20 protein-coding genes are annotated in these 22065 nt (G+C 69.7%); 11 read left to right on the top strand and 9 right to left on the bottom strand.

Features of this window, described 5'->3' with window-relative positions; translation table 11 throughout:
* Positions 1-141: 141 nt before the first annotated feature.
* The 7 genes from ACWMMN_RS22165 to ACWMMN_RS22135 form a co-directional block, all read right to left on the bottom strand.
* Positions 142-2382, bottom strand: coding sequence for a tetratricopeptide repeat protein (locus ACWMMN_RS22165; RefSeq protein ID WP_486423953.1), 2241 nt, complete (start codon positions 2380-2382; stop codon positions 142-144).
* Positions 2379-4622 (bottom strand): tetratricopeptide repeat protein, encoded by a 2244-nt coding sequence (locus ACWMMN_RS22160; RefSeq protein WP_256086178.1) that lies wholly within the window; start codon positions 4620-4622, stop codon positions 2379-2381. Before ACWMMN_RS22160 ends, ACWMMN_RS22165 begins: the two co-directional genes overlap by 4 nt.
* A 42-nt stretch (positions 4623-4664) precedes the next feature.
* Positions 4665-6887 carry a tetratricopeptide repeat protein gene (locus ACWMMN_RS22155; RefSeq protein WP_486423952.1) on the bottom strand — a complete coding sequence of 741 codons (2223 nt, stop codon included), beginning with the start codon at positions 6885-6887 and terminating at the stop codon, positions 4665-4667.
* Positions 6888-7074: 187 nt separating this feature from the next.
* Positions 7075-7737 (bottom strand): PulJ/GspJ family protein, encoded by a 663-nt coding sequence (locus tag ACWMMN_RS22150; protein ID WP_059240035.1) that lies wholly within the window; start codon positions 7735-7737, stop codon positions 7075-7077.
* Positions 7721-8152, bottom strand: a complete 432-nt coding sequence (gspI, locus tag ACWMMN_RS22145) for a type II secretion system minor pseudopilin GspI (protein ID WP_059240958.1) — start codon at positions 8150-8152, stop codon at positions 7721-7723. Before gspI ends, ACWMMN_RS22150 begins: the two co-directional genes overlap by 17 nt.
* A 265-nt stretch (positions 8153-8417) precedes the next feature.
* Entirely contained in the window at positions 8418-8624 is a 207-nt protein-coding gene (locus ACWMMN_RS22140) for a hypothetical protein (protein WP_034180396.1), read from the bottom strand.
* A 304-nt stretch (positions 8625-8928) separates the two neighbouring features.
* Positions 8929-9528, bottom strand: coding sequence for an alpha-ketoglutarate-dependent dioxygenase AlkB family protein (locus ACWMMN_RS22135; RefSeq protein ID WP_174991306.1), 600 nt, complete (start codon positions 9526-9528; stop codon positions 8929-8931).
* Between the two features lie 237 nt (positions 9529-9765).
* Between ACWMMN_RS22135 and ACWMMN_RS22130 the strand changes: the two genes are divergently transcribed.
* Positions 9766-10353, top strand: coding sequence for a malonic semialdehyde reductase (locus tag ACWMMN_RS22130; protein WP_059240957.1), 588 nt, complete (start codon positions 9766-9768; stop codon positions 10351-10353).
* Positions 10354-10374: 21 nt separating this feature from the next.
* On the opposite strand, the gene ACWMMN_RS22125 is transcribed toward ACWMMN_RS22130, so the two are convergent.
* Positions 10375-11520: a metallophosphoesterase gene (locus tag ACWMMN_RS22125; RefSeq protein ID WP_486423951.1), complete on the bottom strand. Its 1146-nt coding sequence runs from the start codon at positions 11518-11520 to the stop codon at positions 10375-10377.
* 188 nt (positions 11521-11708) lie between these two features.
* Here ACWMMN_RS22125 and ACWMMN_RS22120 point away from each other — a divergent pair, with 188 nt between their 5' ends.
* The 7 genes from ACWMMN_RS22120 (at position 11709) to ACWMMN_RS22090 (ending at position 18908) form a co-directional block, all read left to right on the top strand.
* On the top strand, positions 11709-12611 hold the full coding sequence (locus ACWMMN_RS22120) for a LysR substrate-binding domain-containing protein (protein WP_059240029.1): 903 nt from the start codon (positions 11709-11711) through the stop codon (positions 12609-12611).
* 191 nt (positions 12612-12802) lie between these two features.
* Positions 12803-12982, top strand: a complete 180-nt coding sequence (locus ACWMMN_RS22115; protein WP_155627276.1) for a hypothetical protein — start codon at positions 12803-12805, stop codon at positions 12980-12982.
* On the top strand, positions 12979-13272 hold the full coding sequence (locus tag ACWMMN_RS22110; protein WP_059240026.1) for a hypothetical protein: 294 nt from the start codon (positions 12979-12981) through the stop codon (positions 13270-13272). Before ACWMMN_RS22115 ends, ACWMMN_RS22110 begins: the two co-directional genes overlap by 4 nt.
* Positions 13269-14318 (top strand): multidrug transporter subunit MdtN, encoded by a 1050-nt coding sequence (gene mdtN / locus ACWMMN_RS22105; RefSeq protein ID WP_059240024.1) that lies wholly within the window; start codon positions 13269-13271, stop codon positions 14316-14318. Before ACWMMN_RS22110 ends, mdtN begins: the two co-directional genes overlap by 4 nt.
* Entirely contained in the window at positions 14299-16362 is a 2064-nt protein-coding gene (locus ACWMMN_RS22100; RefSeq protein WP_486423950.1) for an FUSC family protein, read from the top strand. The genes mdtN and ACWMMN_RS22100 overlap by 20 nt, the downstream gene beginning before the upstream one ends.
* Positions 16349-17893, top strand: a complete 1545-nt coding sequence (locus ACWMMN_RS22095; RefSeq protein WP_486423949.1) for a TolC family protein — start codon at positions 16349-16351, stop codon at positions 17891-17893. Before ACWMMN_RS22100 ends, ACWMMN_RS22095 begins: the two co-directional genes overlap by 14 nt.
* A gap of 307 nt (positions 17894-18200) precedes the next feature.
* A complete protein-coding gene (locus tag ACWMMN_RS22090) occupies positions 18201-18908 on the top strand; it encodes an MgtC/SapB family protein (RefSeq protein WP_059240019.1) in 708 nt (235 codons plus the stop codon).
* A gap of 43 nt (positions 18909-18951) precedes the next feature.
* Here ACWMMN_RS22090 and ACWMMN_RS22085 read toward each other — a convergent pair whose 3' ends face one another.
* Positions 18952-19671: an autoinducer binding domain-containing protein gene (locus ACWMMN_RS22085; protein WP_059240016.1), complete on the bottom strand. Its 720-nt coding sequence runs from the start codon at positions 19669-19671 to the stop codon at positions 18952-18954.
* Between the two features lie 73 nt (positions 19672-19744).
* On the opposite strand from ACWMMN_RS22085, the gene ACWMMN_RS22080 reads away from it, so the two are divergent.
* The 3 genes from ACWMMN_RS22080 to ACWMMN_RS22070 all read left to right on the top strand — a co-directional run bounded on the left by ACWMMN_RS22080 (position 19745) and on the right by ACWMMN_RS22070 (position 21820).
* Positions 19745-20188 (top strand): DUF4902 domain-containing protein, encoded by a 444-nt coding sequence (locus ACWMMN_RS22080; RefSeq protein ID WP_059240014.1) that lies wholly within the window; start codon positions 19745-19747, stop codon positions 20186-20188.
* A 210-nt stretch (positions 20189-20398) separates the two neighbouring features.
* On the top strand, positions 20399-21007 hold the full coding sequence (locus ACWMMN_RS22075) for an acyl-homoserine-lactone synthase (RefSeq protein ID WP_059240012.1): 609 nt from the start codon (positions 20399-20401) through the stop codon (positions 21005-21007).
* Between the two features lie 51 nt (positions 21008-21058).
* Positions 21059-21820: a hypothetical protein gene (locus ACWMMN_RS22070; RefSeq protein WP_486423948.1), complete on the top strand. Its 762-nt coding sequence runs from the start codon at positions 21059-21061 to the stop codon at positions 21818-21820.
* Positions 21821-22065: the final 245 nt, after the last annotated feature.

Genomic DNA, 22065 nt, shown 5'->3' with positions numbered 1-22065 from the left:
TGTCTGGTCGTTGCGCCCGGGCCTGAACCCGGGCACTGAATCACAAGAACATACGAAGCCGCGATGGCAGCGGCGTGGCGGGTGCTACGGACCATTCCGGCCGCGCATGAAAGGTCCGTAGCTTTTGTCACAGTCGGCCGGTCACGCGGTGTCGCCATGCGCGCGGATGCGGGCCGCAAGCGCGTCCGCCACGCGTTCGACCAGCGCCGGCCAGTCGCCGGGCCGCCCCTGCCGGAACAGCGTCGCGGCCGGATACCACGGGCTGTCGTCGCGCGCGAGCAGCCAGCGCCAGTCCGGCACGCGCGGCAACAGCACCCACACCGGGCGCCCGAGCGCGCCGGCCAGATGCACGACCGACGTATCGACGGCGATCACGAGATCCAGCGCGTCGACGAGTGCGGCCGTTTCCGCGAAATCCGTCAGCTCCGCCTCGAACGACAGCACGCCGCTTGCCGCGAATGCATCGGCATCGCGCGCGCGGACGCCCACCTGCAGGCTCACGAACGTCGCGTCGAGTTCGACCAGCGGCGCGAGCGCGGCGAACGTCATCGACCGGTTTTCGTCGTTGGCATGATTCGGGTTGCCCGACCATGCGAGCCCCACGCGCAGCCGTCGCGACGGCGCGCGCGCATCGAGCCGGTCGGTCCACGCGGCACGCCGCAGCGGGTCGGCATGCAGGTACGGCACGTCGGCCGGCACCGTATCGAGCGTCGTCCGGAATGCGAACGGCAGGCTCATCATCGGGCAATGGAGATCGAACGCCGGCGCAGGCTGGCCGTCGGCGACGACACGGCTCACGCCACGCAAGGCGCCGAGCAGGCCGGCCAGCGCGGCCGGTGCGTCGATCAGCACGGTCGCACCGCGATCGTGCGCCAGACTCGCGTAGCGGCAGAACTGCAGCGTGTCGCCGAAACCCTGCTCCGCGTGCAGCAGCAGCGTACGCCCCGCGAGCGGTTCGTCGCCGGTCCATTGCGGACGGTCGGCATGGCGCCGGTGCAGCATCACGTCGGCGGCATCCCAGCGCGATTCGTGCTGCCGCCAGCCCGCGGCGTAGTCGCCCATCGCCAGGCGGCAGAACGCTTCGGACCGGCGGGCGATACCGTGATTCGGGTCACGCACCGTGGCCAGCGCGAAATCGGCGAGCGCGGCGGCGTAGTCGCCGAGCTGCTGGCGTGCGACTGCGCGCGTATAGATCTCCTGCGCAGTCCGTCCCGGCGCACCGGCCGCGGCGGCGTAACTCGCCAGCGCATCGTCGTACCGGCCGAGCAGCTGCAACGCGATCGCGCGATTGCACAGCACTTCCGCGTGCGGGCCGTACGCGTCGAGCGCACGATCGTAATGCGCGAGCGCTTCGTCGCACGCGCCCAATGCGCGCAGCGCGCCCGCCCGATTGCGCAGCGCATCGAAATCCGCCGGTACGCGCGAAAGGGCTTCGCCATATGCGTGCGCCGCTTCCTCATGCCGCCGCAGCCCGAGCAATGCATTGCCGCGGCCGATCCACGCGCCCACGTTGTCGCGGTCGCGCGCCAGCAGCCGGTCGCAGCGCTTCAACAACTCGTCGCGCAAATGCAGCAGGTCGAGCGCCACGCAACTCACGAACAGCAACTGCACGTCGTCCCGCAATCGCGCCAGCGCTTCGTCGAGGCACGCGAGCGCTTCGGCCGGCCGCCCCAGTTCGATCAGCGTATAGCCGCACGCATAGACGAGATCGGGGGTCTTGCCGCGCACCACCATCGCGAGCTGAAAGCAATGCAGCGCCTCGTCGCCTCGACCGAGCGCGCGCAGCGCATGGCCGCGCTCGGCGAGCGCAGCCGGATCGTCCGGATCGATCCGCAATGCGCGCTCGATGCTGATCAACGCATCGGCGGGCCGGCCGAGCGCGCGCAAGGCTTCGCCGCGCCGTACCCACGACACCGCGCGGCCCGGCTCGCGCGTCAGCGCGAGATCGTAGGCGCCCACGGCTTCGCCGTGCCGGCCGAGCGCATGCAGGGCATCACCGCGCGCCGCGTGCGCCGGCGCATGGCCGGGATCGCGCGCGAGTGCCTGTGCCGCGGCGTTGAGCGCCTCGCGATGCCTGCCCGCACCGGTCAGCGCCGCCGCATGATTCACGAAATTCCACGGCTGATTCAGCCCGAACCGCATCGATCGCGCGATCAGCGGCTCCGCGCGCGCGGGTTCCCCGAGCTGAAGATGCACGAACCCGAGCAGGTGCAGCGCCTCGACGTGATCGGGCATCATCGCCAGCACCCCGGCGTAGAGTTTTCCCGCTCCGGCGAAGTCGCGCTGTTCGAGCCGCGCGCGCGCATGGCGCAGCGCATCGTCGATCGCGGCCCGCAGCGGCGCGGCACCCGCGCCGAACGCCGGTGCCTGCGCCGTGCTCATCGCGACGCCCCCGCCACCAGCGCCGGCAGCGCATCGCGCATCCGCTCGACGACTGGCGCCCATTGGCCGCCCTCCGGCTGGCGAAACAGTCGCGCGCCCGGATACCACGGGCTGTCGTCGCGATCGAGCAGCCAGCGGAAATCGGGCGTGTGCGGCAGCATCACCGCGAGCGGCCGGCCGAGCGCGCCGGCCAGGTGCGCAACCGACGTATCGACGCTGATCACCGCGTCCAGCGCCTCGACCAGCGCGGCCGTTTCCGCGAAGTCCGTCAGTTCGTCGCCGACGAAGCGGATCGCGCTCGCGTCGAGCGCCGCCCGATCCTCGTCGCGGATCACCTTCTGCAGGCTGATCCATTCGTAGCGGTCATCGAGCAGCGGCGCCAGGTCCGCGAGCGTGATCGAGCGGTTGCGGTCGTTCACGTGCAGCGGGTTGCCGGACCACACGAGTCCGATCCGCGGCCGGCCGGCGAAGCCCAGACGCTCATGCCAGTGCGCGACACGCGCGGGGTCGGCCCGCAGGTACGGCGACCCCGCCGGAATCGACGCCAGACCGGTGCGGAATTCGAGCGGCAGGCTCAGCAGCGGGCAATGCAGGTCGAACGGCGGCAGCGGATCGCCGCGCGCGACGAGCACGTCGACGCCGTCGAGCGTCGCGAACAGCGCCTTCAGCTCGACCGGCGCCTCGACCACGACGCGCGCACCGAGCGCCTTCACGAGCGGCACATAGCGGCAGAACTGCAGCGTGTCGCCGAGCCCCTGCTCCGGATACAGCAGGATCGTCCGGCCGTCGAGCGGCATCCCGTGCGTCCAGCGCGGCTGCGCGAAATCGCGCCGGCTGCCGTCGAGCTGGCTGTCGCGCCAGCGCCATTCGTACTCGACCCAGCCGGCGTCGAAATCGCCGATCGACAGGCACAGGAACGCACGCATGCAGTGTGCGTGCGCAAAATCCGGATCGATGTCGATCGCGTCCGCATACGCGCGCAGCGCGTCCTCGTGCCGCCGCAATGCGCGCAACGCGTTGCCGCGGTGGAAATGCGCGAGCTTGTCGCCCGGCGTCGCGGTAATCACGCGCGTGAAATCGTCGAGCGCGTCGTCGTAGCGATGCGTTTCGAGCCGGACCCGCGCCCGTGTGAACGACGCGGGCGCATAGTGCGGATCGATCGCCAGCGCGCGATCGCACAGGTCGTGCGCGTCGTCGTGACGGTCGACCCGCATCAGCGCGCTCGCGTAGTTGCACAGCACGCCCGTGCTGCGCGGCTCCACGTCGAGCGCGCGTGCATAGCTGTCGACCGCGTCCGCATAACGGCCCAGATGGCTCGCCGCATTGCCGCGATTGGCGAGCGCGCGCGCATGGCGCGGATCGATCGCGATCGCACGGTCGCAGCGCATCAGCGCCTCGTCGTGCCGGCCGAGCTGTTCGAGCGCGATCGAGCTGTTGAAGATCGCGTCGACGAACGCGGGGCTCGCCGCGATCGCCGCATTGAAATCCGCCAGCGCGTGGTCGGGGTCGTGCAGATCGAGATACGCGACGCCGCGCAGGAACAGCGCTTCGGCGCTGCCCGGCCGCAGCGCGAGCGCGTGACCGTAGCTGTCCGCCGCGTCGCGAAAGCGGCCGAGTTCGCGTAATGCCAGCCCGCGCCCGCGCATCGCGTCGAACGTGCGGCCCGCGAGCGCGATCGCACGGTCGCAGTCGGCGAGCGCATCGTCGAAGCGGCCGAGCGCGCGCAGCATGTCGCTGCGCTTCACATGGCCGTCGGCGAAACCGGGCGTCAGTTCGAGCAGCCGATCGTAGACCGCACGCGCTTCGTCATAACGCGCGAGCTGCGCGAGCAGCCCGGCCCGCTGGAACAGCACGCGCTGATGCACGGGATTGATCGCGAGTGCCTCGTCGAGCCGCGCAAGCGCATCGTGCTCGCGCCCGAGCCCGGCCAGCACCGCCGAGTAGTTCGCGAGCGCGAGCGGCACCGGCTGGCGTTCCACCGAGCGCCGCATCAGCGGCTCGGCATCGTCGAGCCGCCCCTGCTGGAAGCGCACCGCGCCGAGCAGGTGCAGCGCCTCCGGATGCTCGGGATCGAGCGCCAGCAGTTCGGCGTAGGCGTTCTCCGCATGCTGCAGCGCGCCCTCGTGATGCGCCTTGCGCGCTCGCACGAGCAGCCGTTCGAGCTGCGCGGTATCGGGTAGACGGCGCTCCGGCGCGACCGGCGCGCCCGCCAAGGTCGTCCCTTCCCCGTTCGGTGTCATCGTGTGGCCCCCACTGATCGCTGTTCGTAGTGCGTGTCGTGTCTAACGTGTCGTCGATTCGAGCGCGGCACGCACCGCGTCGATCGCATCCGCCCAGTTGCCGGGCGCGGACTGGCGAAACAGCCGCGCGGACGGATACCACGGGCTGTCGCCGCGCGTCCGCATCCAGCGCCAGGCCGGCGGGTCCGGCAGCAGCACCCAGACGCGCGCACCCAGCGCGCCGGCCAGATGCGCGACCGCGGAATCGGCCGCGATCACGAGATCCAGCGCACCGATCAGCGCACCCAGATCCGCGAAGTCGCCGAGTTCGTCGTCGACGCGGCATACCGGCGCGTCGGCCAGCAGCGCTGCGTCGCGTTCGTTCATGGACGTTTGCAGGCTGATCCAGTCGACGTCGAGATCGAACAGCGGCGCGAGCCGCGCGAAATCGATCGACCGGCCGGCGTCGTGCCGGCGTGCCGGCTCGCCCGCCCACGCGAGCCCGACGCGCAACCTGCGTCGTGCGCCGAGCAGCGTGTCCCACTGGCGCGTGCGCTGCGGGTCCGCATGCAGACAGGCGGCGGTGCCCGGAATGGCGCCGGCTTCGGAGTGGAATGCATGCGGCAGGCTCGGCAGCGGCACCTGGCAGTCGAACGCGGGCAGCGGCTCGCCGCGCGCGATCACGTGGGCCGCGCCGTCGAGCGACGCCATCAGCGTGCGCAACGACGGCGGCACCTCGAGCACCACGCGTGCGCCGCGTGCCGCGACGAGCGGCACGTAGCGGCAGAACTGCAGCGTGTCGTCGACACCCGGCTCCGCATGGATCAGGATCGTCTTGCCGTCGAGCGGCTCGTCGCCGCGCCACACCGGTTGCGCGAACGGCCGTGCATGCCGTGCGAACGGCGCATCGCGCAGCCGCCATTCGTACGCGCGCCAGCCGTGCGCGAAGTCGCCTTCCATCAGGAGCAGCGATGCGCGCGCGCAATGTGCGCCGGCGAAATCGGGTTGCAGCGCAATGGCGCGGTCGTACGCGGCGAGCGCGTCGTCCACCTGCCCCAGGTCGGCCAGCAGGTTGCCGCGGGCCAGCCAGTGCGTCGCCACGTCGGCGCGCAGCGCCAGCGCGCGATCGAGCGACGCGAGCGCGTCGTCGTAGCGGTGCAGATCGCGCAGCACGTTGCCGCGGTGCGTCCACGCTTCGGCGAAATCCGCGTCGAGCGCGAGCGCCGCATCGTAGCTGGCGAGCGCCGCGTCGAAGCGCTGCAGGTCGCGCAGCGCCGTGCCGCGATTGCATAGCGTGTCGGCCGAACGCGGCTCGAGCGCCAGCGCCCGCTCATAGCTGGCGAGCGCGTCGTCGTGACGCTCGAGCTGCAGCAACGCGTTGCCGCGGCCCGCGAGTGCGCGCACGTGATCCGGATCGCGCGCCAGCACGCGTTCGCAACGCTCGAGCGCCTCGTCCGCGCGGCCAAGCCGTTCAAGCACGGCCGCACTGTCGCAAAGCGCGTCGAGTCGCGCGGGATCGGCTGCGATCGCCTCGTTGAACGCGGCAAGCGCTTCGTTGAGGCGATCGAGTTCGGCAAGGGTACGGCCGCGCTCGGCCATGATCGCGGCGATGCCCGGCCGGATCGCTTGCGCGCGATCGAAACAGTGCAGCGCATCGGCCGTGCGCCGCATCTCGCGCAGCACGAGGCCGCGGTTGAACCACGATTCGAACGAGTGCGGATCGACCATCAGCGCGCGGTCGTAGGTATCGAGCGCGTCGTCGAGGCGGCCGAGCGCGCGCAGCGCCCCGCCGCGATTGCACAACGCGTCGAGCCCGAGCGGCGACACCGCCAGCGCGCGGTCGAACGATACGAGCGCATCGTCGTAACGGCGCAGGCCGATCAGCGTGTTGCCGCGGCGCACGAGCGTCTGCACGTCGTCGGGCGCCGCTTGCAGCGCGGTCGCGAAATGCCCGAGCGCCTCGTCGATGCGGCCGCGCTCGCCGACGATCGCGCCGAGGTCCGACAGCGCGCGCACGTCCGGCGCGACCGCGATCGACTGGCGCAGCAGCGCTTCGGCATGGTCGGCCGCGCCGCACTGGAACTGCAGCACGCCGTACAGGTGCAGCGCCTGCGGATGATCGGGCGCCTTCGCGAGCACCGCGAGATAGTCGCGCGCCGCGTCGTCGAACTGTCCGGCGCTGTGCCGGTGTTGTGCGCGGCTCAGGATCGCCGCCGCTTGCCATTGCCCGGGCGCGTCGTGTCCCGACGCGCCCGCCTGTGCATCATGCCGGTGCTCGACCGTCACGTTCGCCCCCTTCCCGTTTGCCGATGCCGCCGCTGACCCGGTCGATGGAACCGGTCGCGGCGGTCATGCTCGTGACGAGACTAACGGACGGCCAATAACAGACGTATGACGAAAGTTACGGACCATTTTGCCCGGGGACGGAACGGCTTTCCCCGCGGGGCCGCGTACGCCGGACGGCATCGCGCGGTCACTGGCCGATCGGGATCGTCCGGACGTACTCGACCGCCGGCGCACCCATCGTGACCGCGAAGCGGATGCCGCGCGGCACCGGCACCCCGATCGACGTCGAATTGCTGATGCCGTGCTGCGCGAGAAACTGCGCATAGGCCTGTTCGACGACGGTCTGGCTCGTCGTCCAGCCGCCGGGCGGAATCCACACGGAAAGCTGCATCGTCCGCGCATCGTTGCTGACCACCACACGCGCGAACGCATCCATGTGCTGCAGCGCGTCCTCGACGTCGGCCAGCGACGCGAGCGGCTGCGACGCGCTGCGCACGAGCTCGCGCCCCTTCAGCTGATAGCGCACGACCTGCATCTGTGCCGGTCCGCCGCCGACCCCGAGATGGCGCACCATCACGAGTTCGTTCGGCCGGATGCGCAGCGGCGGCCCGAACACTTCGTCGGGCGTCACGAGGTTCGTCAGGTCGAATTGCAACTGGGAGAAGTAGCGGCCGAGCAGACGCGTTTGCGCCAGATTCGACGCGATATCGTCGCGGCCGCGGATCGTCGCGTCGAGGCCGCGCCACGACAGCAGCGCGATCACGGCGAGCAGCGCGATCGCGACCAGCATCTCGATCAGCGTGAAGCCGCGCGCACGCGCGGCCGCACGCGGTTCAGCGGCGCGCTTCATTCTGGATCACCGTGACGACTTCGGCGAGCACGTTGCGGCTCGACGCGGACGGATAGACGCTCACCGTCACGCGCCGCACGAGCGGGCTCGGCAGCGCGGCCACCGACTGGCGGCACACGAACCGGTAGCGCCCCTGCGGGCACGCGAACGTGTTCGTGCCGACGGACGGCCAGGTCGATGCGATGCGGATCTCGCCGAGCGCGTTGTCGGCGCTCCATAACGCGAGCAGGCGCATGCGCGCCATGTCGGTATCCGACGCGAGCGCGCCGATCGCACGCATCACGGCGCCCAGCGCGACGGCCACGATGGCCAGCGCGATCAGCACCTCGATCAGCGTGAATCCCCGTTCCGGCGCCCGCACCGGTCGCAATCCGCCGCGCGCATGGCGGCGGTAGTCGGTTCTGTCGTCGCACATGACCTGCATCATTCTTGTCGATGGGTCGGCGTCCGGCGTTCGAACCGCGGCGCAGGCCACGTCGCCGGCGCGCTGGACGCCGTGCACGGACGTTAAGCGCGACGTATGGCACGCACGTGTCGAATGGTACGGACCATTTGGCACGGCAAGCGCCGGCGCACCGCACGCGGCGGCGCGCATCGCGACGGGCGGATGACACGAAAGCGGAAAACGATCGGGACGGCAGGGGTGAAGACGATCCTCGGGCGGGATCGCCGCGACGGCGTCAGGCCGTCACGGCGGCGTCATATTCGGCGCGGGCGAGCTGCCCGGCGGCGTATGCCTCGGCTTCGCCGCGAAAGCCTTCGCGGCTGAACGCCACGACTTTCACGCCGACGCCGGTCGCCCGCTTCACCGTCAGCGCCCATTGCCATCCGCCGTCTTGCTCGAAGACGTGCAGCGAGGGTTCGAAGGAAGGGTCGAGTACGGTCACGCGTTTTGCTCCTGCCCCCTTGCGTGCCGCATCGGCAACGCTCAGGGCATGTCGAAAGGATCGCGCCGGTGTGCCGACGCGTTTCTGCCATTCGACAGTCTAGTCAATTATTGTTGCGACGCACCATCAGAGGTTTCACTCATCTATCGGAACCGGGTGGTCGATGAAATTTACCTGAAACCCATACGGGACGGGCGTCCGGGCCATGCCGGGCGGCACGGAATCGCATTCGTGCGGCAACGTGCCGCACACACGGGCGATTGCTTGCATCGACCTTTCGTGGATCACGAAAACAGGGAGCGATCTATCCGGCCGCCGCCATCACGCGCCGGAAGGTCAGGTTGACCCGCTCGCCCTGCACGCCCGGCGCCTTCGGCACGCGGTGCTGCCATTCCGCCTGCGTGCGGCCGCGCATCACGAGCAGGCTGCCATGCACGAGGCGATACGCGTGCGTGACGCCGGTCGCGCGATGGCGCAGATCGAACACGCGCATCGCGCCGAGGCTCACCGACGCGATCACCGGCGCCTCGCCGAGTTCCGGCTCGTTGTCCGCGTGCCAGCCCAGACTGTCCAGCCCGTTGCGGTAGCGATTGAGCAGCACGCTGTTGAAGCGCGCGCCGCACGTCGCCTCGACCGCGCGCTTCAGGTCGAGCACGGCCGGCGTCCACGGCGCGGGCACGTTGCGGATCCCCGAATACACGTACACCGCGTCCGGCTCGCCCTGCCACGCAGTGAGTCTCGGCAACGGAATGCGCCCGCGCGGCGTGCGGATCGTGTCCTGCCGCCAGGCGACTTCGCCGATCAGCGCGGCGAGCGCGCGATCGGCGTCGGGCGGCGCGAGCCAGTCCGGGTACCAGTCCACGTCGGGCGCGGGCGTATCGGCGAAGAGATCGGGCGTCGACATGTCGGAAGGAGCGGGCGATGAACGGAGCGAACGATGCATGTCTGCATACTAGCCAACGGCGCCGCGCGCCGCCATGCGCTGTCATTCGCCGATGAAAGGAAACCGCCGAGCACCGCGATGCGCAGGCGCGCATCACGCTATCATCGCGGCGTGTCGCGGCATGCCCCGCCGAGGGGCGCCGCATTCTTCCGCCACGCGGGCCGGCGCAACCCGGCCGCTTTCTTCCCGGATCCCATCATGACGACGCTCTCCGATTCCGCCCTCGATCAACTGTTCCTCACCGCGCGCACGCACAACGCATGGCAGGACAAGCCCGTCGACGACGCGCTGCTGCACCGGCTGATCGACCTGACGAAATTCGGCCCGACGTCGGCCAACTCGAGCCCCGCGCGCTTCGTGTTCGTCAAGTCGCCCGAAGCGAAGGCGCGCCTGAAGCCCGCGCTGTCCGAAGGCAACCTCGCGAAGACGATGGCCGCGCCCGTCACCGTGATCGTCGGGATGGATTACGCGTTCTACGAACACCTGCCGCGCCTGTTCCCGCACGCCGACGCACGCAGCTGGTTCGCCGGCAACGAAGCGCTGATCCAGGCCACCACGTTCCGCAACGCGTCGCTGCAAGGCGCGTACCTGATCCTGGCCGCGCGCGCGCTCGGCCTCGACGCGGGCCCGATGTCGGGCTTCGACGGCGCGAAGGTCGATGCCGAATTCTTCGCGGGCACCGCGATCAAGAGCAACTTCCTCGTGAATCTCGGCTATGGCGATCCGGCCGGCCTGTTCCCGCGCAGCCCGCGCTTCGATTTCGACGATATCGCGCGCATCGAGTAACGGCGGCCTCCGGGCCGCGGGCTAGCCGCGCGTCAGCCGGATCAGCGTGATCTCGGACGGCACGCCGAAGCGGTTCGGCGGCCCCCAGTAGCCGGTGCCGCGGCTCGTATAGAGCCACATGTCGCCGAAGCGGTTCAGCCCGCCGATCACCGGCTGCTGCAAGCGCACGAACGGCGGCCAGGGCAGAAACTGGCCGCCGTGCGTATGCCCCGACAACTGCACGGTAAAGCCCGCGCGGTTCGCCGCCTCGGCGCTGCGCGGCTGGTGCGCGAGCAGGATCTTCGTGCCGACGTCGCGCGGCGCGCCCGCCAGCGCCTGCGCGGGGTCGCTGCGATGCGCGGGATCGAACCCGCCGGCCGTGAAATCGGTCACGCCCGCGAGCACCGCGCGGGCGCCGTCATGCTCGATCAGCACGTGCTCGTTCAGCAGCACCGTCAGCCCGATGCGGCGGAATTCGTCGATCCACGCATGTGCGCCCGCGTAGTACTCGTGGTTGCCCGTCACGAGGAAACTGCCGTGCCGCGACCGCATCCGGCCAAGCGGCGCCGTGTGGTCGCGCAGGCGCTTGACCGAACCGTCCACCACGTCGCCCGTCACGACCACCAGGTCGGCGTCGAGCGCATTGACCGCGCGCACGATCCGTTCGATATACGGCCGCTTGATCGTCGGCCCGACGTGGATGTCGGACAGCTGCACGATCGTCAGCCCGTCGAGCGCGGCCGGCAGCCCCGCCACCGGAATCGACACGCGCTTGACCGCCGCCGTGCGGCGCGCGCCGGCGAACCCGATCGCGGCGACGAGCACCGCGGCCGCCAGCACGCCGAGCGCCGTGTCGGGCGCCGCGCCGCTCCAAGCGCCGTCGTGCCCGAGATGCCGCCACGCGATCACGCCGAGCAGCACGAATTCGCGCAGGAACGTCAGCACCAGCAGCGACGAGAAGAACCCCATCACGAGCGCCCCGGCCCAGCCGACCAGCGTCGCGGCCCAGCCTTCGTCGAAGCGCCGCGAAAACATGCCGACCGGAATCAGCACGACGAAACTCGCCAGCACGAGCGCCGCGATCGTGCGCGCGACCGGCGACGCGAACGCGTCGGGAATGATCCGCATCCCGACATACAGATGGAACAGCACGCCGATTGCAATGAACCGGACAAAGAAACTTCGCATGGAACGCTCACCTTCGTTGCGATACCGCTTCCGCGACACGCGTCGCGCGGGGCCGTGATGCCCCGTGCCGCGCGTCGCGCCATACGCACGATGGTACACAGATCCCGGCCGCGACGACCGGTCGCGCCCGCCGGTGGAGCGTCGCGCGGCTTCGCGCGATAATCCGCCATCCTCCCGCCGCCACGCCCATGCGCTTCGATCTCGTCGACCTCAAACTGTTCACGCACATCGCGGAGGCGCGCAGCCTCACGCGCGGCGCCGAACGCGCGCACCTGTCGGTGCCGGCCGCGAGCATGCGCATCAAGAACCTCGAGGAACAGGTCGGCGTGAAACTGTTGAGCCGCACGAGCCAGGGCGTCACGCTGACCGCGCCGGGCGAAACGCTGCTCGCGCATGCACGCCGCGTGCTGCGTCAGCTCGAACAGTTGACCGGCGACCTGCAGGAATACGCGTCGGGCGTGAAAGGTCACGTCCGCGTCTACGCGAACACCACGGCGATGAGCGAGTTCCTCCCGGGCGTGCTGCGCCGCTATCTCGTCGATCATCCCGACGTGACGATCGACATGCAGGAGCGGCTGAGCCCGGACATCGTGCGCGCGGTGCAGGAAGGCGCGGTCGACATCGGCATCGTCGCCGGCGACGTGCGCACCGACGGCCTGCAGGCGATGCCGTACCGGCGCGACCGCCTCGTGCTCGCGACCGCGCCCGGGCACCCGCTCGCCGGTCTGGCGTCGACGCCGTTCGTCGCGACGCTCGACCACGACTTCATCGGCCTGCCCGAGGCCAGCGCGCTCCACACCTTCCTGAAGCGCGCGGCCGCCGACGTGCAGCGCACGCTGCGCTGGCGCATCCAGGTCAGCAACTTCGAAACGGCCTGCCGGATGATCGAGGCGAACGTCGGCGTCGGCGTGCTGCCCGAAGGCACCGCGCGCCGCCATGCGAAGACGATGGCGCTGTGCGTCGTCGCGCTCGAGGACGGCTGGGCCGAGCGCCAGCTGCAGATCTGCGTCGCGGATCTCGATGCGCTGCCGCGCTTCGCACGCGATCTGGTCGACCTGCTCGTCGCGGACGCGCACGGTCAGTCGAACTGACGGATTCATCCAGGTTCGACGCGCAATCGGCGGCTTCCGCGCCGATTCCATCGCACCGAAACGGCAAATTCCGCCCCCCTTCTTTCATCTGACGATCCTTTACAGTCCGTTAGCAACCCTACGCGAGCGGGCGCTGGCAGAATCGCGGCGATCAGGCGGCATCTGCCGAACTCGCGGACGGACGAAGCGGCATGATCGCCGGCGCCGCACGGGCGGCCGCAGCCCGCGCCGCCCCTGCGCACCGGATGGCTGGCGATCCGCATCGCGCTGATTTATTATCGGCTCCGTATCCCGGAATCGTCGTCGCGGCGACGATCCGCATTGCGCCGCGCCCGGCATCCACCCCCAACGTCGAGCTCGTCACACCATGAGAAAAACAACGCCGCGCGCGCCCCTGCGCGTCGCCGCCGTCCTGGCGCCCGCCCTGCCGCTCGCAGGCTGCGCATCGCGCGGCGCACCGTCGTACGTGCTGTTCGGCGCGTACTTCCCGCTCTGGCTCGTCAGCGCGATCGTCGGCGTCATCGGCGCGATCGTCGCGCACCGCGTGTTCGTCGCGACCGGCTGGGCTTCCACCGTGCCTTACCAGCTCGCCGTCTGCACCGCGATCGGGCTCGTGGTCGCCGTGATCGTCTGGCTCACCGGCACGGGGCCGTTCGCATGAAGGCCGCCGGACTCCCCCGCCCCTCCGCGAAAGGCCGCGCGATCGCGCTCGCAATCGTCGCGCTCGGCATCGCCGCGCTCGTGTACGCGTACTGCCGCACGACCGCCTATCCGTCCACCGACGACGCGTCGATCGACGCGGACGTCGTGCATGTCGCCTCGCCGGTCGGAGGCCGCATCGTGCAGCTCGCGGTGCACGAGAACCAGCGCGTCGCGAAAGGCGACCTGCTGTACGAAATCGATCCCGTGCCGTATCGGCTGACGGTCGCGCAGGCGCAGGCCGACGTCGAACTCGCGCGCGCGTCGCTCGACACGCGCCGCCGGTCGCTGATCGGCGAGCGTTCGAACGCGGCGGTCGCCGCCGAGCAGGTCAAGCGCGCGACGCAGAACGCGGATCTCGCGACCCGCGACGTGAACCGGCTCGCGCCGCTCGCCGCGCAGGGTTACGTCAGTGCGCAGCAGTTCGACCAGGCGAAGGTCCGCCAGCGCGACGCGTCCGTCTCGCTCGCGCAGGCGCAGGAGCAGCAGCGCGCGTCCGCGCAGACGATCGGTGACGAAGCCGATGCGATCGCGACCCTGCATGCGCGCGAAGCCGCGCTCGCCCGCGCACAGCATGCGCTCGACGATACGGTCGTGCGTGCGCCGCACGACGGGCTCGTGACGGGGCTGAGCGTGCTCCCCGGCGAAACCCTCGCGCCGAACCAGTCGATCTTCACGCTGATCGACGCACGCGAATGGTTCGCCGTCGGCAATTTCCGCGAGACGTCGTTGAGCCGCATCGCGGTCGGCGATTGCGCGACCGTCTATTCGATGATCGACCGCAGCCGTCCGCTGACGGGCAAGGTGGTCGGCATCGGCGCGGGCATCGCGGACAGCGCGCGCATCAACCTGCCGCGCTCGCTGCCGATCGTGCAGAACTCGGTGAACTGGGTGCACGTCGCGCAGCGCTTCCCGGTGCGCGTGAAGCTCGACGAACCCGACGCGAAGCTCGTGCGTGTCGGCGCCAGCGCGATCGTCGAGGTCCGGCATGGCACTGCCTGCCGCTGACGTTCGCGCACCGGGCCCGCGCGAAGTCCTGCGGCTGCTCGCGCCGTTTCCGGGGCGCATGGCGATCGCCGTGCGCGTCGCGCTGATCTGCGCGCTGACCGCGCTCGTGACGGCCGCGTACGGCACGCCCGAAGCCGCGCTGTCCGCGTACGTCGTGTTCTTCATGATCCGTGCCGACCGCGTGACGAGCGTCGTGCTCGCGGCCGCACTGCTGCTGATCGTCACGATCGTGATCGGGCTCGTGCTCGGCATCGCGATCTTCAGCATCGACTATTCGATCCTGCGGGTCGCGTGCATGGCCGTGCTGTCGGTCGCCCTGCTGTACCTGACGTCCGCCAGCAAGCTGCGCCCCGTGGGCGCGATCCTCGCGATGATCGTCGGCTTCGGGCTCGACCAGCTCGGCCTCGCACCGTTCGGCGAAGCCGCGACCCGCGCGCTGCTCTATATCTGGCTGACGATCGCGATCCCCGTCGGCGTGGCGATCGTCGTCAACCTGCTGATCGCGCCGTCGCCGCGCAAGCTCGCGCACGCGCAGCTCGCGAAACGGCTGCGGCTCGCCGCGCGACGACTGCGCGGCGACGACGACGCGCGCGCCGCGTTCGACGCGAGCCTGCGCGAGGGCGACAAGCAGTTGCTCACCTGGCTCAAGCTGTCGAAGCTCGAAGGCTCGTCGGCCGCCGCCGACGTCGTGGCGCTGCGGCAGGCCATCGCCTCGAGCACCGCGCTGATGGTCGGCGTCGCGCTGGCCGATCGCGAACCGGACGCACGGCTGCCCAATGCGTTCGCCACGCCGATCGCCGCGACGCTCGACGACATGGCCGCCATTCTCGAACGCGGCGGCTATCCAGTCGACGTGACGCTCGCGCTACCGCCCGCCGACGCGCTGCCGCCGCTCGCACGCATCGCCGCAACCGATCTCCAGGCCGCGATCACCCGTTTCGCGGAGCCGGACGCGACGGCCGATGCAGCGCCTGGCGCGCCTGCGGCCGCACCCGACGCACCCGCCGCACCCGACGCGCCGCCGGCACCGGCACCGCGAGGCGGCTTCTTCCTGCCGGACGCGCGCACCAATCCCGACCATATCCGCTATGCGCTGAAAACGACCGCCGCAGCGATCTTCTGCTACCTGCTGTACTCGCAGCTCGACTGGTCGGGCATCCATACCTGCGTCGTCACCTGCTACATCGTGTCGCTCGGCTCGACGGCCGAGACGGTCGAGAAGCTCACGCTGCGGATCTTCGGCTGCATGGCCGGCGCGCTGCTCGGCACCGCCGCGCTCGTATTCGTCGTGCCGGCGCTGTCGTCGGTCGGCCACCTGATGGCGCTGGTGTTCGTCGGCGCGTGGCTGTCCGCGTGGATCGCATTCGGCTCGCCGCGCATCGCGTATGCGGGCTTCCAGATCGCGTTCGCGTTTTTCCTGTGCGTGATCCAGGGCGCCGGCCCCGGCTTCGACCTGACGATCGCACGCGACCGCACGATCGGCATCCTGCTCGGCAACGTCGTCGTGTATCTCGTGTTCACGCGCATCTGGCCCGTCAGCATCGGCAAGCAGATCGACGTGGCGTTTGCCGCGCTGCTCGATCAATGGCGGCGCATCGCGCAGATCGCGCAGCCGGCCGAGCGACGCACGCTCGCGGCCGAAGCGTTCGCACGCCACGGCGCAATCGCGCAGGAACTCGGCCTGGTCCACTACGAACCGTCGTGGGTGCGGCCGGCCGCGACGTGGCTCGCCACCCGGCGGCGCGCGCTCGCCGAACTCGGCGCGATCGAAGGCCCGCTGTTCCTGCTCGCCGAACGCCAACCCGGCGACGCAGCGATCGGCGCGCAACTCGCGCGCGTGACCGAGCCGCGCGACGACGAAGCCGCGCGCTCGCCGAACCCGGCGCCCTTGTCCCCGGCGCCCTCGTCCCCGCCGCCGGCCGCCGCCCCCACCGACCCCGCACGCGACGCGCTGCTGAACCTGATCGACACGCGGCTCGCGCATATCGCCGACACCGCCCGTCAAGCCACACCGAAGGAGCCTGCCCCCCATGCGTCGACCTGAACCGCCGGCCGCCTCGATCGCCGTAGCCGCCCTCGCGACCGCCGTCGCGCTGGCCGGTTGCGCGACGTCGTCGATCAATCTGGCGCCGGAGGCATCCGACCGCCCGTGGCAGCCGCAAACGTCGGCCGCGGGCGACATCGTGCCGGGCCCGCCGCGGGCGTCCGCGCAACGCGCGCACGACTACACGCTGCCCGCGTCGCCGGCGCTCGCATCGGTTTCGCCGCCGGCCGAGCTCGATGCCGCGCATCCGTACACGCTGGCCGAGCTGATCGACCTCGCCGAATCGTCGAACCCGCTGACCCGCATCGCGTGGAACGATGCACGCAACGCGGCGCTCGCGGTCGGCCTGGCCAAGTCCGCCTACCTGCCGCGCCTGTCGGCAACGGCGATGGGCGCGTACCAGACGAGCCACGGCTCGACGTCGACGATCCTCGGCGATTCGTCGAGCAACACCACCGTGCACGGCACGATCTCGGCGCTGTCGCTGCAATGGCTGCTGTTCGATTTCGGCGGCCGCGCGGCGCGTGTCGAAGCGGCCGAACAGGCGTCGATCGCATCGAACGTCGCATTCACGGCGGTGCACCAGCAGGTGATCCACGACGTGACGGTTTCGTACTACCGCTACGAAGCCGCCCGCTCGCGCGCTGTCAGCGCGCAGCAGGGTCTCGCGAACGCGGATGCGATCCTCGCGGCTTCCCGCGCGCGGCTCAAGCACGGCGTCGGCACGGTCGTCGAGCTCGCGCAGGCGACGCAGAACCGCGCGCAGGCAAACCTCGCGCTCGTGCAGGCGAACGGCGCGGAAAGCGACAGCTACCTCGCGCTCGTCTCCGCGCTCGGCATCTCGCCGCTGTCGAAGCCGACGATCGCCGCGCTGCCGAAGCGGCCGCTGCCGCCCGCGCTCGGTTCGTCGGTCGATGCGATCGTGTCGGACGCGATCGCGCGCCGCCCCGACCTGCAGGGCGCGTTCGCGCTCGAGAAGGCCAATCGCGCGAAGATCAAGGCGGCGGAAGCCGCGTTCATGCCGAAGATCTTCCTGTCCGCGTCGACCTCCTACGCAAGCGGCGGCACGGCCATCTCCGCGCTGCCCGCGATCGGCGACCAGGCGCCGACCGTCAACCTGAACGGCAGCCGCTACGGCGGTGGCGTGTTCCTCGGCGTGACGATTCCGCTGTACGACGGCGGCCTGCGCTCGGCCGTGCTGATGCAGGCGCGCAACGATGCGCAAAGCGCGTCCGCGCGCCTCACGCGGACCAAGGAGGAAGCCGTGCGCCAGGTCGTCGCCGCGCAGAACGCGGTACAGACGAGCCTCGCGTCGCACGATGCCGCGAAGGCCCTCGTCGATGCCGCGCAGACGAGCTACGACGCGGCGCTCACCGCGTACCGGAACGGCGTGGGCTCGGTCACCGACGCGACGATCGCGCAGAGTCAGTTGCTCGCCGCCCGGAACGCGGAGGTCGACAGCTATGCCGGCGCGCTGTCGGCCGCCGCCGCGCTCGCGCTCGCGACGGGGACGATCGGCTCGGCGCAATAGCGCAGCCGCCGCAAGGCGGTTGACGCAGGCGCGCGCCGCCCACTAGAATGCCGCCCATTCTTCCTTCAGGAACCATCGTGGACAGTTGCAGCACTCCGTTGCGTGCGCCGCTTGCCGCCTGAACGCCTGTCCGACGCAGTTCTCCTGCCCCGGCTCGCGTTCCGCGAGCCGCACGCCTACCCGTTTCACACTGAATGACGCATTCGCGCGGTAAAGTACCGCGCGATGACGGCTATCGCCGCGTCGCCCCCGGCCTTGCGCCGCGGCGACGCAGGCCGGCATGCGCTTCTTGCACGGCAGGACAACCATGACTTTCGATTTCGCACTTCGTCTTTTCACCGCGTTCGCCTGCGGCGTCGCCATCGGCCTCGAGCGCCAGATGCGCCAGCGCACGGCCGGCCTGCGCACCATCACGCTCGTGGCGAGCGGCGCATGCCTGTTCGTCACGCTCGGCGTGCTGACCGGCAACGGCGTCGCGGGTGTCACGCAGATCGCCGCGTACGTCGTGTCGGGCGTCGGTTTTCTCGGCGGCGGCGTGATCATGCGCGACAAGGGCTCGATCCAGGGCATCAACACGGCCGCGACGCTGTGGTGCTCGGCCGCCGTCGGCGTGCTGGCCGGCTCCGGCCATTACGTGCCTGCGCTCGCCGGCACGGGCGTCGTGCTGCTCACCAATACCGTGCTGCGCGGCGTCAGCCAGACGATCAACGCGACGCCCGTATCGAACGCCGATCTCGTGCGCGAATACCAGATCACGGTGATCTGCCTCGCCGCCGACGAAGTGCATATCCGCACGCTGCTGTCGAACTCGATGTATGCGAAGCCGCTGTCGTTCCAGAGCCTGACGAGCGAGGACGTGCCCGACCAGCCGGACCGGCTGAAGGTGACCGCGACGCTGAAACTGCATCCGAAGGATCAGCAGAAGCTCGAGCAGATCGCGAGCCGGATGAGCATGGAGAAAAGCATTTCCAGCGTGAGCTGGACCGCGAAGGAAGCGGAGCCGATGATGGAATGAGCTGGCGTGGCGGCTACCGCATCCGGCGCCGCCGTCGCGTGCGTCAGGGTGCTTCGATGAGCCCCGCAGAGATCGACTTGACGACCGCCTGGACCTTGTTGGTCGCGCCGAGCTTCTCGAGGATGTTGTTCACGTGGAAGTTGACCGTCCGTTCCGAGATGCTGAGGATCTGGCCGATTTCGCACGCGGTCTTGCCTTCGGCCGTCCAGCACAGCACCTCGCGCTCGCGCGCGGTCAGCGTGACGCCCGCCGCGGGCGACAGCTTCGGCACCATGAAGCGGCTCATCAGCGAATGCGACAGGTTCGCGAGCCAGTTCGTCTGCAGCGTCAGCATGTTGATCTCGGCCGGCGTCAGCCGGTCGGCATGGCGTGCGATGCTCAGCAGACCGAACGCACCGCGGGCCGCCCAGCTCGACTGCGCGACGCCCACCGACAGCCCGAAATCGCGCGCGTCCTGCCACAGCGGGCACGGGTCGATCCGGTCGACGTCCGGCCAGACGATCATGTTGGTGCTGAGTGCGCCGTCGCGAACCGTCGAATCGATCTCGATGTAGTTCTGCGCCTGGTAGTGCGCCATCCAGCCATCCGGATAGGTATTGAAGATGGCGACCGCCGGCTTCGAAACGGGCAGCGGTACGCGAATGCCGTAACAGCAGTATTCGAATCCCAGCCGCTTGGAATAGGCGGCGATCCGCTGGAAGAGTTGCTGCTCGTCTTCAGCGGCGCTGAATTGTTGGTAGGCATCCTGCCAGCGCAGTTCCATTCGTTCTCCGACAACGTCACGCTGTCATACTTGTCAGGTTCCAGCACCCTATCGAGGCTGATACATTCCGCGCATGACTTCACCTTTGCTGCACCCAGTCCCCGGCCCGTCTCCGGACGGCTACGTGCGCTTGTCAGAAGGCGCACTGGCCGTGCTTGTGCTTGACCATGTCGCAAGCGGCCTCGATGCATCGCTGCTTGCCGAACTGCGCGACAACGCGATCGACGCACGCCTCGCCGGCTATACCGAATGGCATCGCACGGCCAGTGCCGGCGTCGCTTACGTGACGGTCGGCTGGGACTGGTACCTCGAACGCGCGACGGGCACGTTCGTGATTGCAGGCGGCGACGTCCGCAGCAACGTGATGGCCGTCGACGCCAAGGGTGCCGACATCGGCATGTTCCGCACGGCCGCCGCGCTCGCGGCACGGCTAACCGGCATCGACTGGCCCGCCGCGGTCGCGTCTGCCCTGCTCGGTCGCAACGACACCTATCATGCCGGTCCGACGCTCCAGTGACAACCGGCCGCGCAATCTTCCGATCATTTCGCAAGACTGGCGCTCTTTATAAGCAAAAGCAGCCTGGTTTTCAATCCCGCCGGTCAAGAAACCGTTACCACGCCGCAAATGGCGTGTTTGTCCGCCCGAACCTGTAAGAGTTACTAGTTACAGCCCCCTCGTCCTGCGCGATGTAATGCACGCATACAAAAGTACAGATCCGAGGACACCATGCGGACCTTCGTTCACGAGGAAGGGCGGTTGCCACACGAACTTGCTGCGGATCTAGGGCGCTATCGGCGCCGTGTGTTCATCGAACAGCTCGGCTGGGCGCTCCCGTCGGCGAACGAAAGTTTCGAGCGCGACCAGTTCGATCGCGACGATACCGTCTACGTGTTCGCGAGGAACGCGGTCGGCGACATGTGCGGATGTGCGCGCCTGCTGCCGACGACGCGCCCGTATCTGCTGAAGTCGCTGTTCGCCGACCTGATCGCCGCAGACATGCCGCTGCCGCAATCGGCCGCCGTCTGGGAGTTGTCCCGGTTCGCGGCGACCGACGACGAAGGCGGGCCGGGCAACGCCGAGTGGGCCGTGCGCCCGATGCTCGCGGCCGTCGTCGAATGCGCGGCGCAGCTCGGCGCGCGGCAGCTGATCGGCGTGACGTTCGCGAGCATGGAGCGGCTGTTCCGCCGGATCGGTATTCACGCGCACCGCGCAGGCCCGCCGAAACAGGTGGACGGTCGTCTGGTGGTCGCGTGTTGGATCGACATCGATCCGCAAACGTTTGCTGCGCTAGGAATCGAGCCGGGGCAGGCCGCCCGGCAAGCTATCGCCGCCTGAGCCGGAACGCGCGTTTCGGTCCGGGCGGCATCGTAACGAAGGAGAACCAACGTGGACCAGTCTCAGGTCTTTCGCGCGATGATGCCCGGGTTGACGAGCGCCAGTGGCGCCCGCATCGCGGTCGCCTATCCGTCGTTTCCCAGGCCGCTGCCGCTCGTCCGGCTCGACCGCCGCGGGCTCGTGTTTCGTGCCGCCGGCGCCGCGCCGCTCGTCTGCGGGCTGCCGCGCCCGGCAACGCTGCTGGTCGCGGACGAGCCGCTCTGCTCGCTGCGCCTCGTGATCCGCGGCGTCGCCCCGGCCGGCGACGGCCGGCACGACCTGACGATGCAGCCGTCCGGCGCCGCCGGCGACGAATTGCTGTGGCATGCATTGCGCGATCGCGAGCCGTACCGGCACATTCAGCATCCGCTCGCCCCGGTCGACCTGCCCGCCGCCGACGGCGAACCGCATGCGGCGGTTGGCGACGCCGGATCGCGCCCGTCGCGCAGCGCGGCTTTCCGCCTGCCCTGCCACAGCGACGCGCTGTTCTTCGCGGACTGGCTCGAATATCACTTCGACGAGCTGCGCGCGCTGTCGCAACAGCACGGGCCGCAACTGCAGCTCAATCAGCTCGAACGACAGGTTGACGACGACGAGGTCGGTGTGCGCTTCGTCTACGACATCGACGGGCATGCGACGCGCCACGCGCTGACCGACTGCGCGCGCGAGGCCTGTGCATGGATCGAGACGGAGATGCGCAGCAAGTACGCGCTGCCCGTCGCGCAGGAACGGTTCGGCGCGTTTGCCGCGCACGCGCGGCCCGGCGGTATGTGAACGAGGCAACGACCGCCAGTTGCATGAATACAACGAGGGCTTGCAAACGTCCGGGTTTTCCCTTAAATTTACGTCTGTCTCCTCCATGTCTCCAAACATGGATTCAGCCCGCTCAAGCAGCGGGCTTTTTTATTGCCTGCGCGGATTGCGGGGACACATCGCTCTTCGCCTTTGCTACCCGGCAAGCTTGCATTCCGACACGCCATCATCCGGACCGACCGGATATCATCGGCGGGTCTGCCACG

The organism is Burkholderia cepacia complex sp. TUM26381 (assembly GCF_057439935.1).
This window is presented reverse-complemented; position numbering and strand designations above follow the sequence as displayed.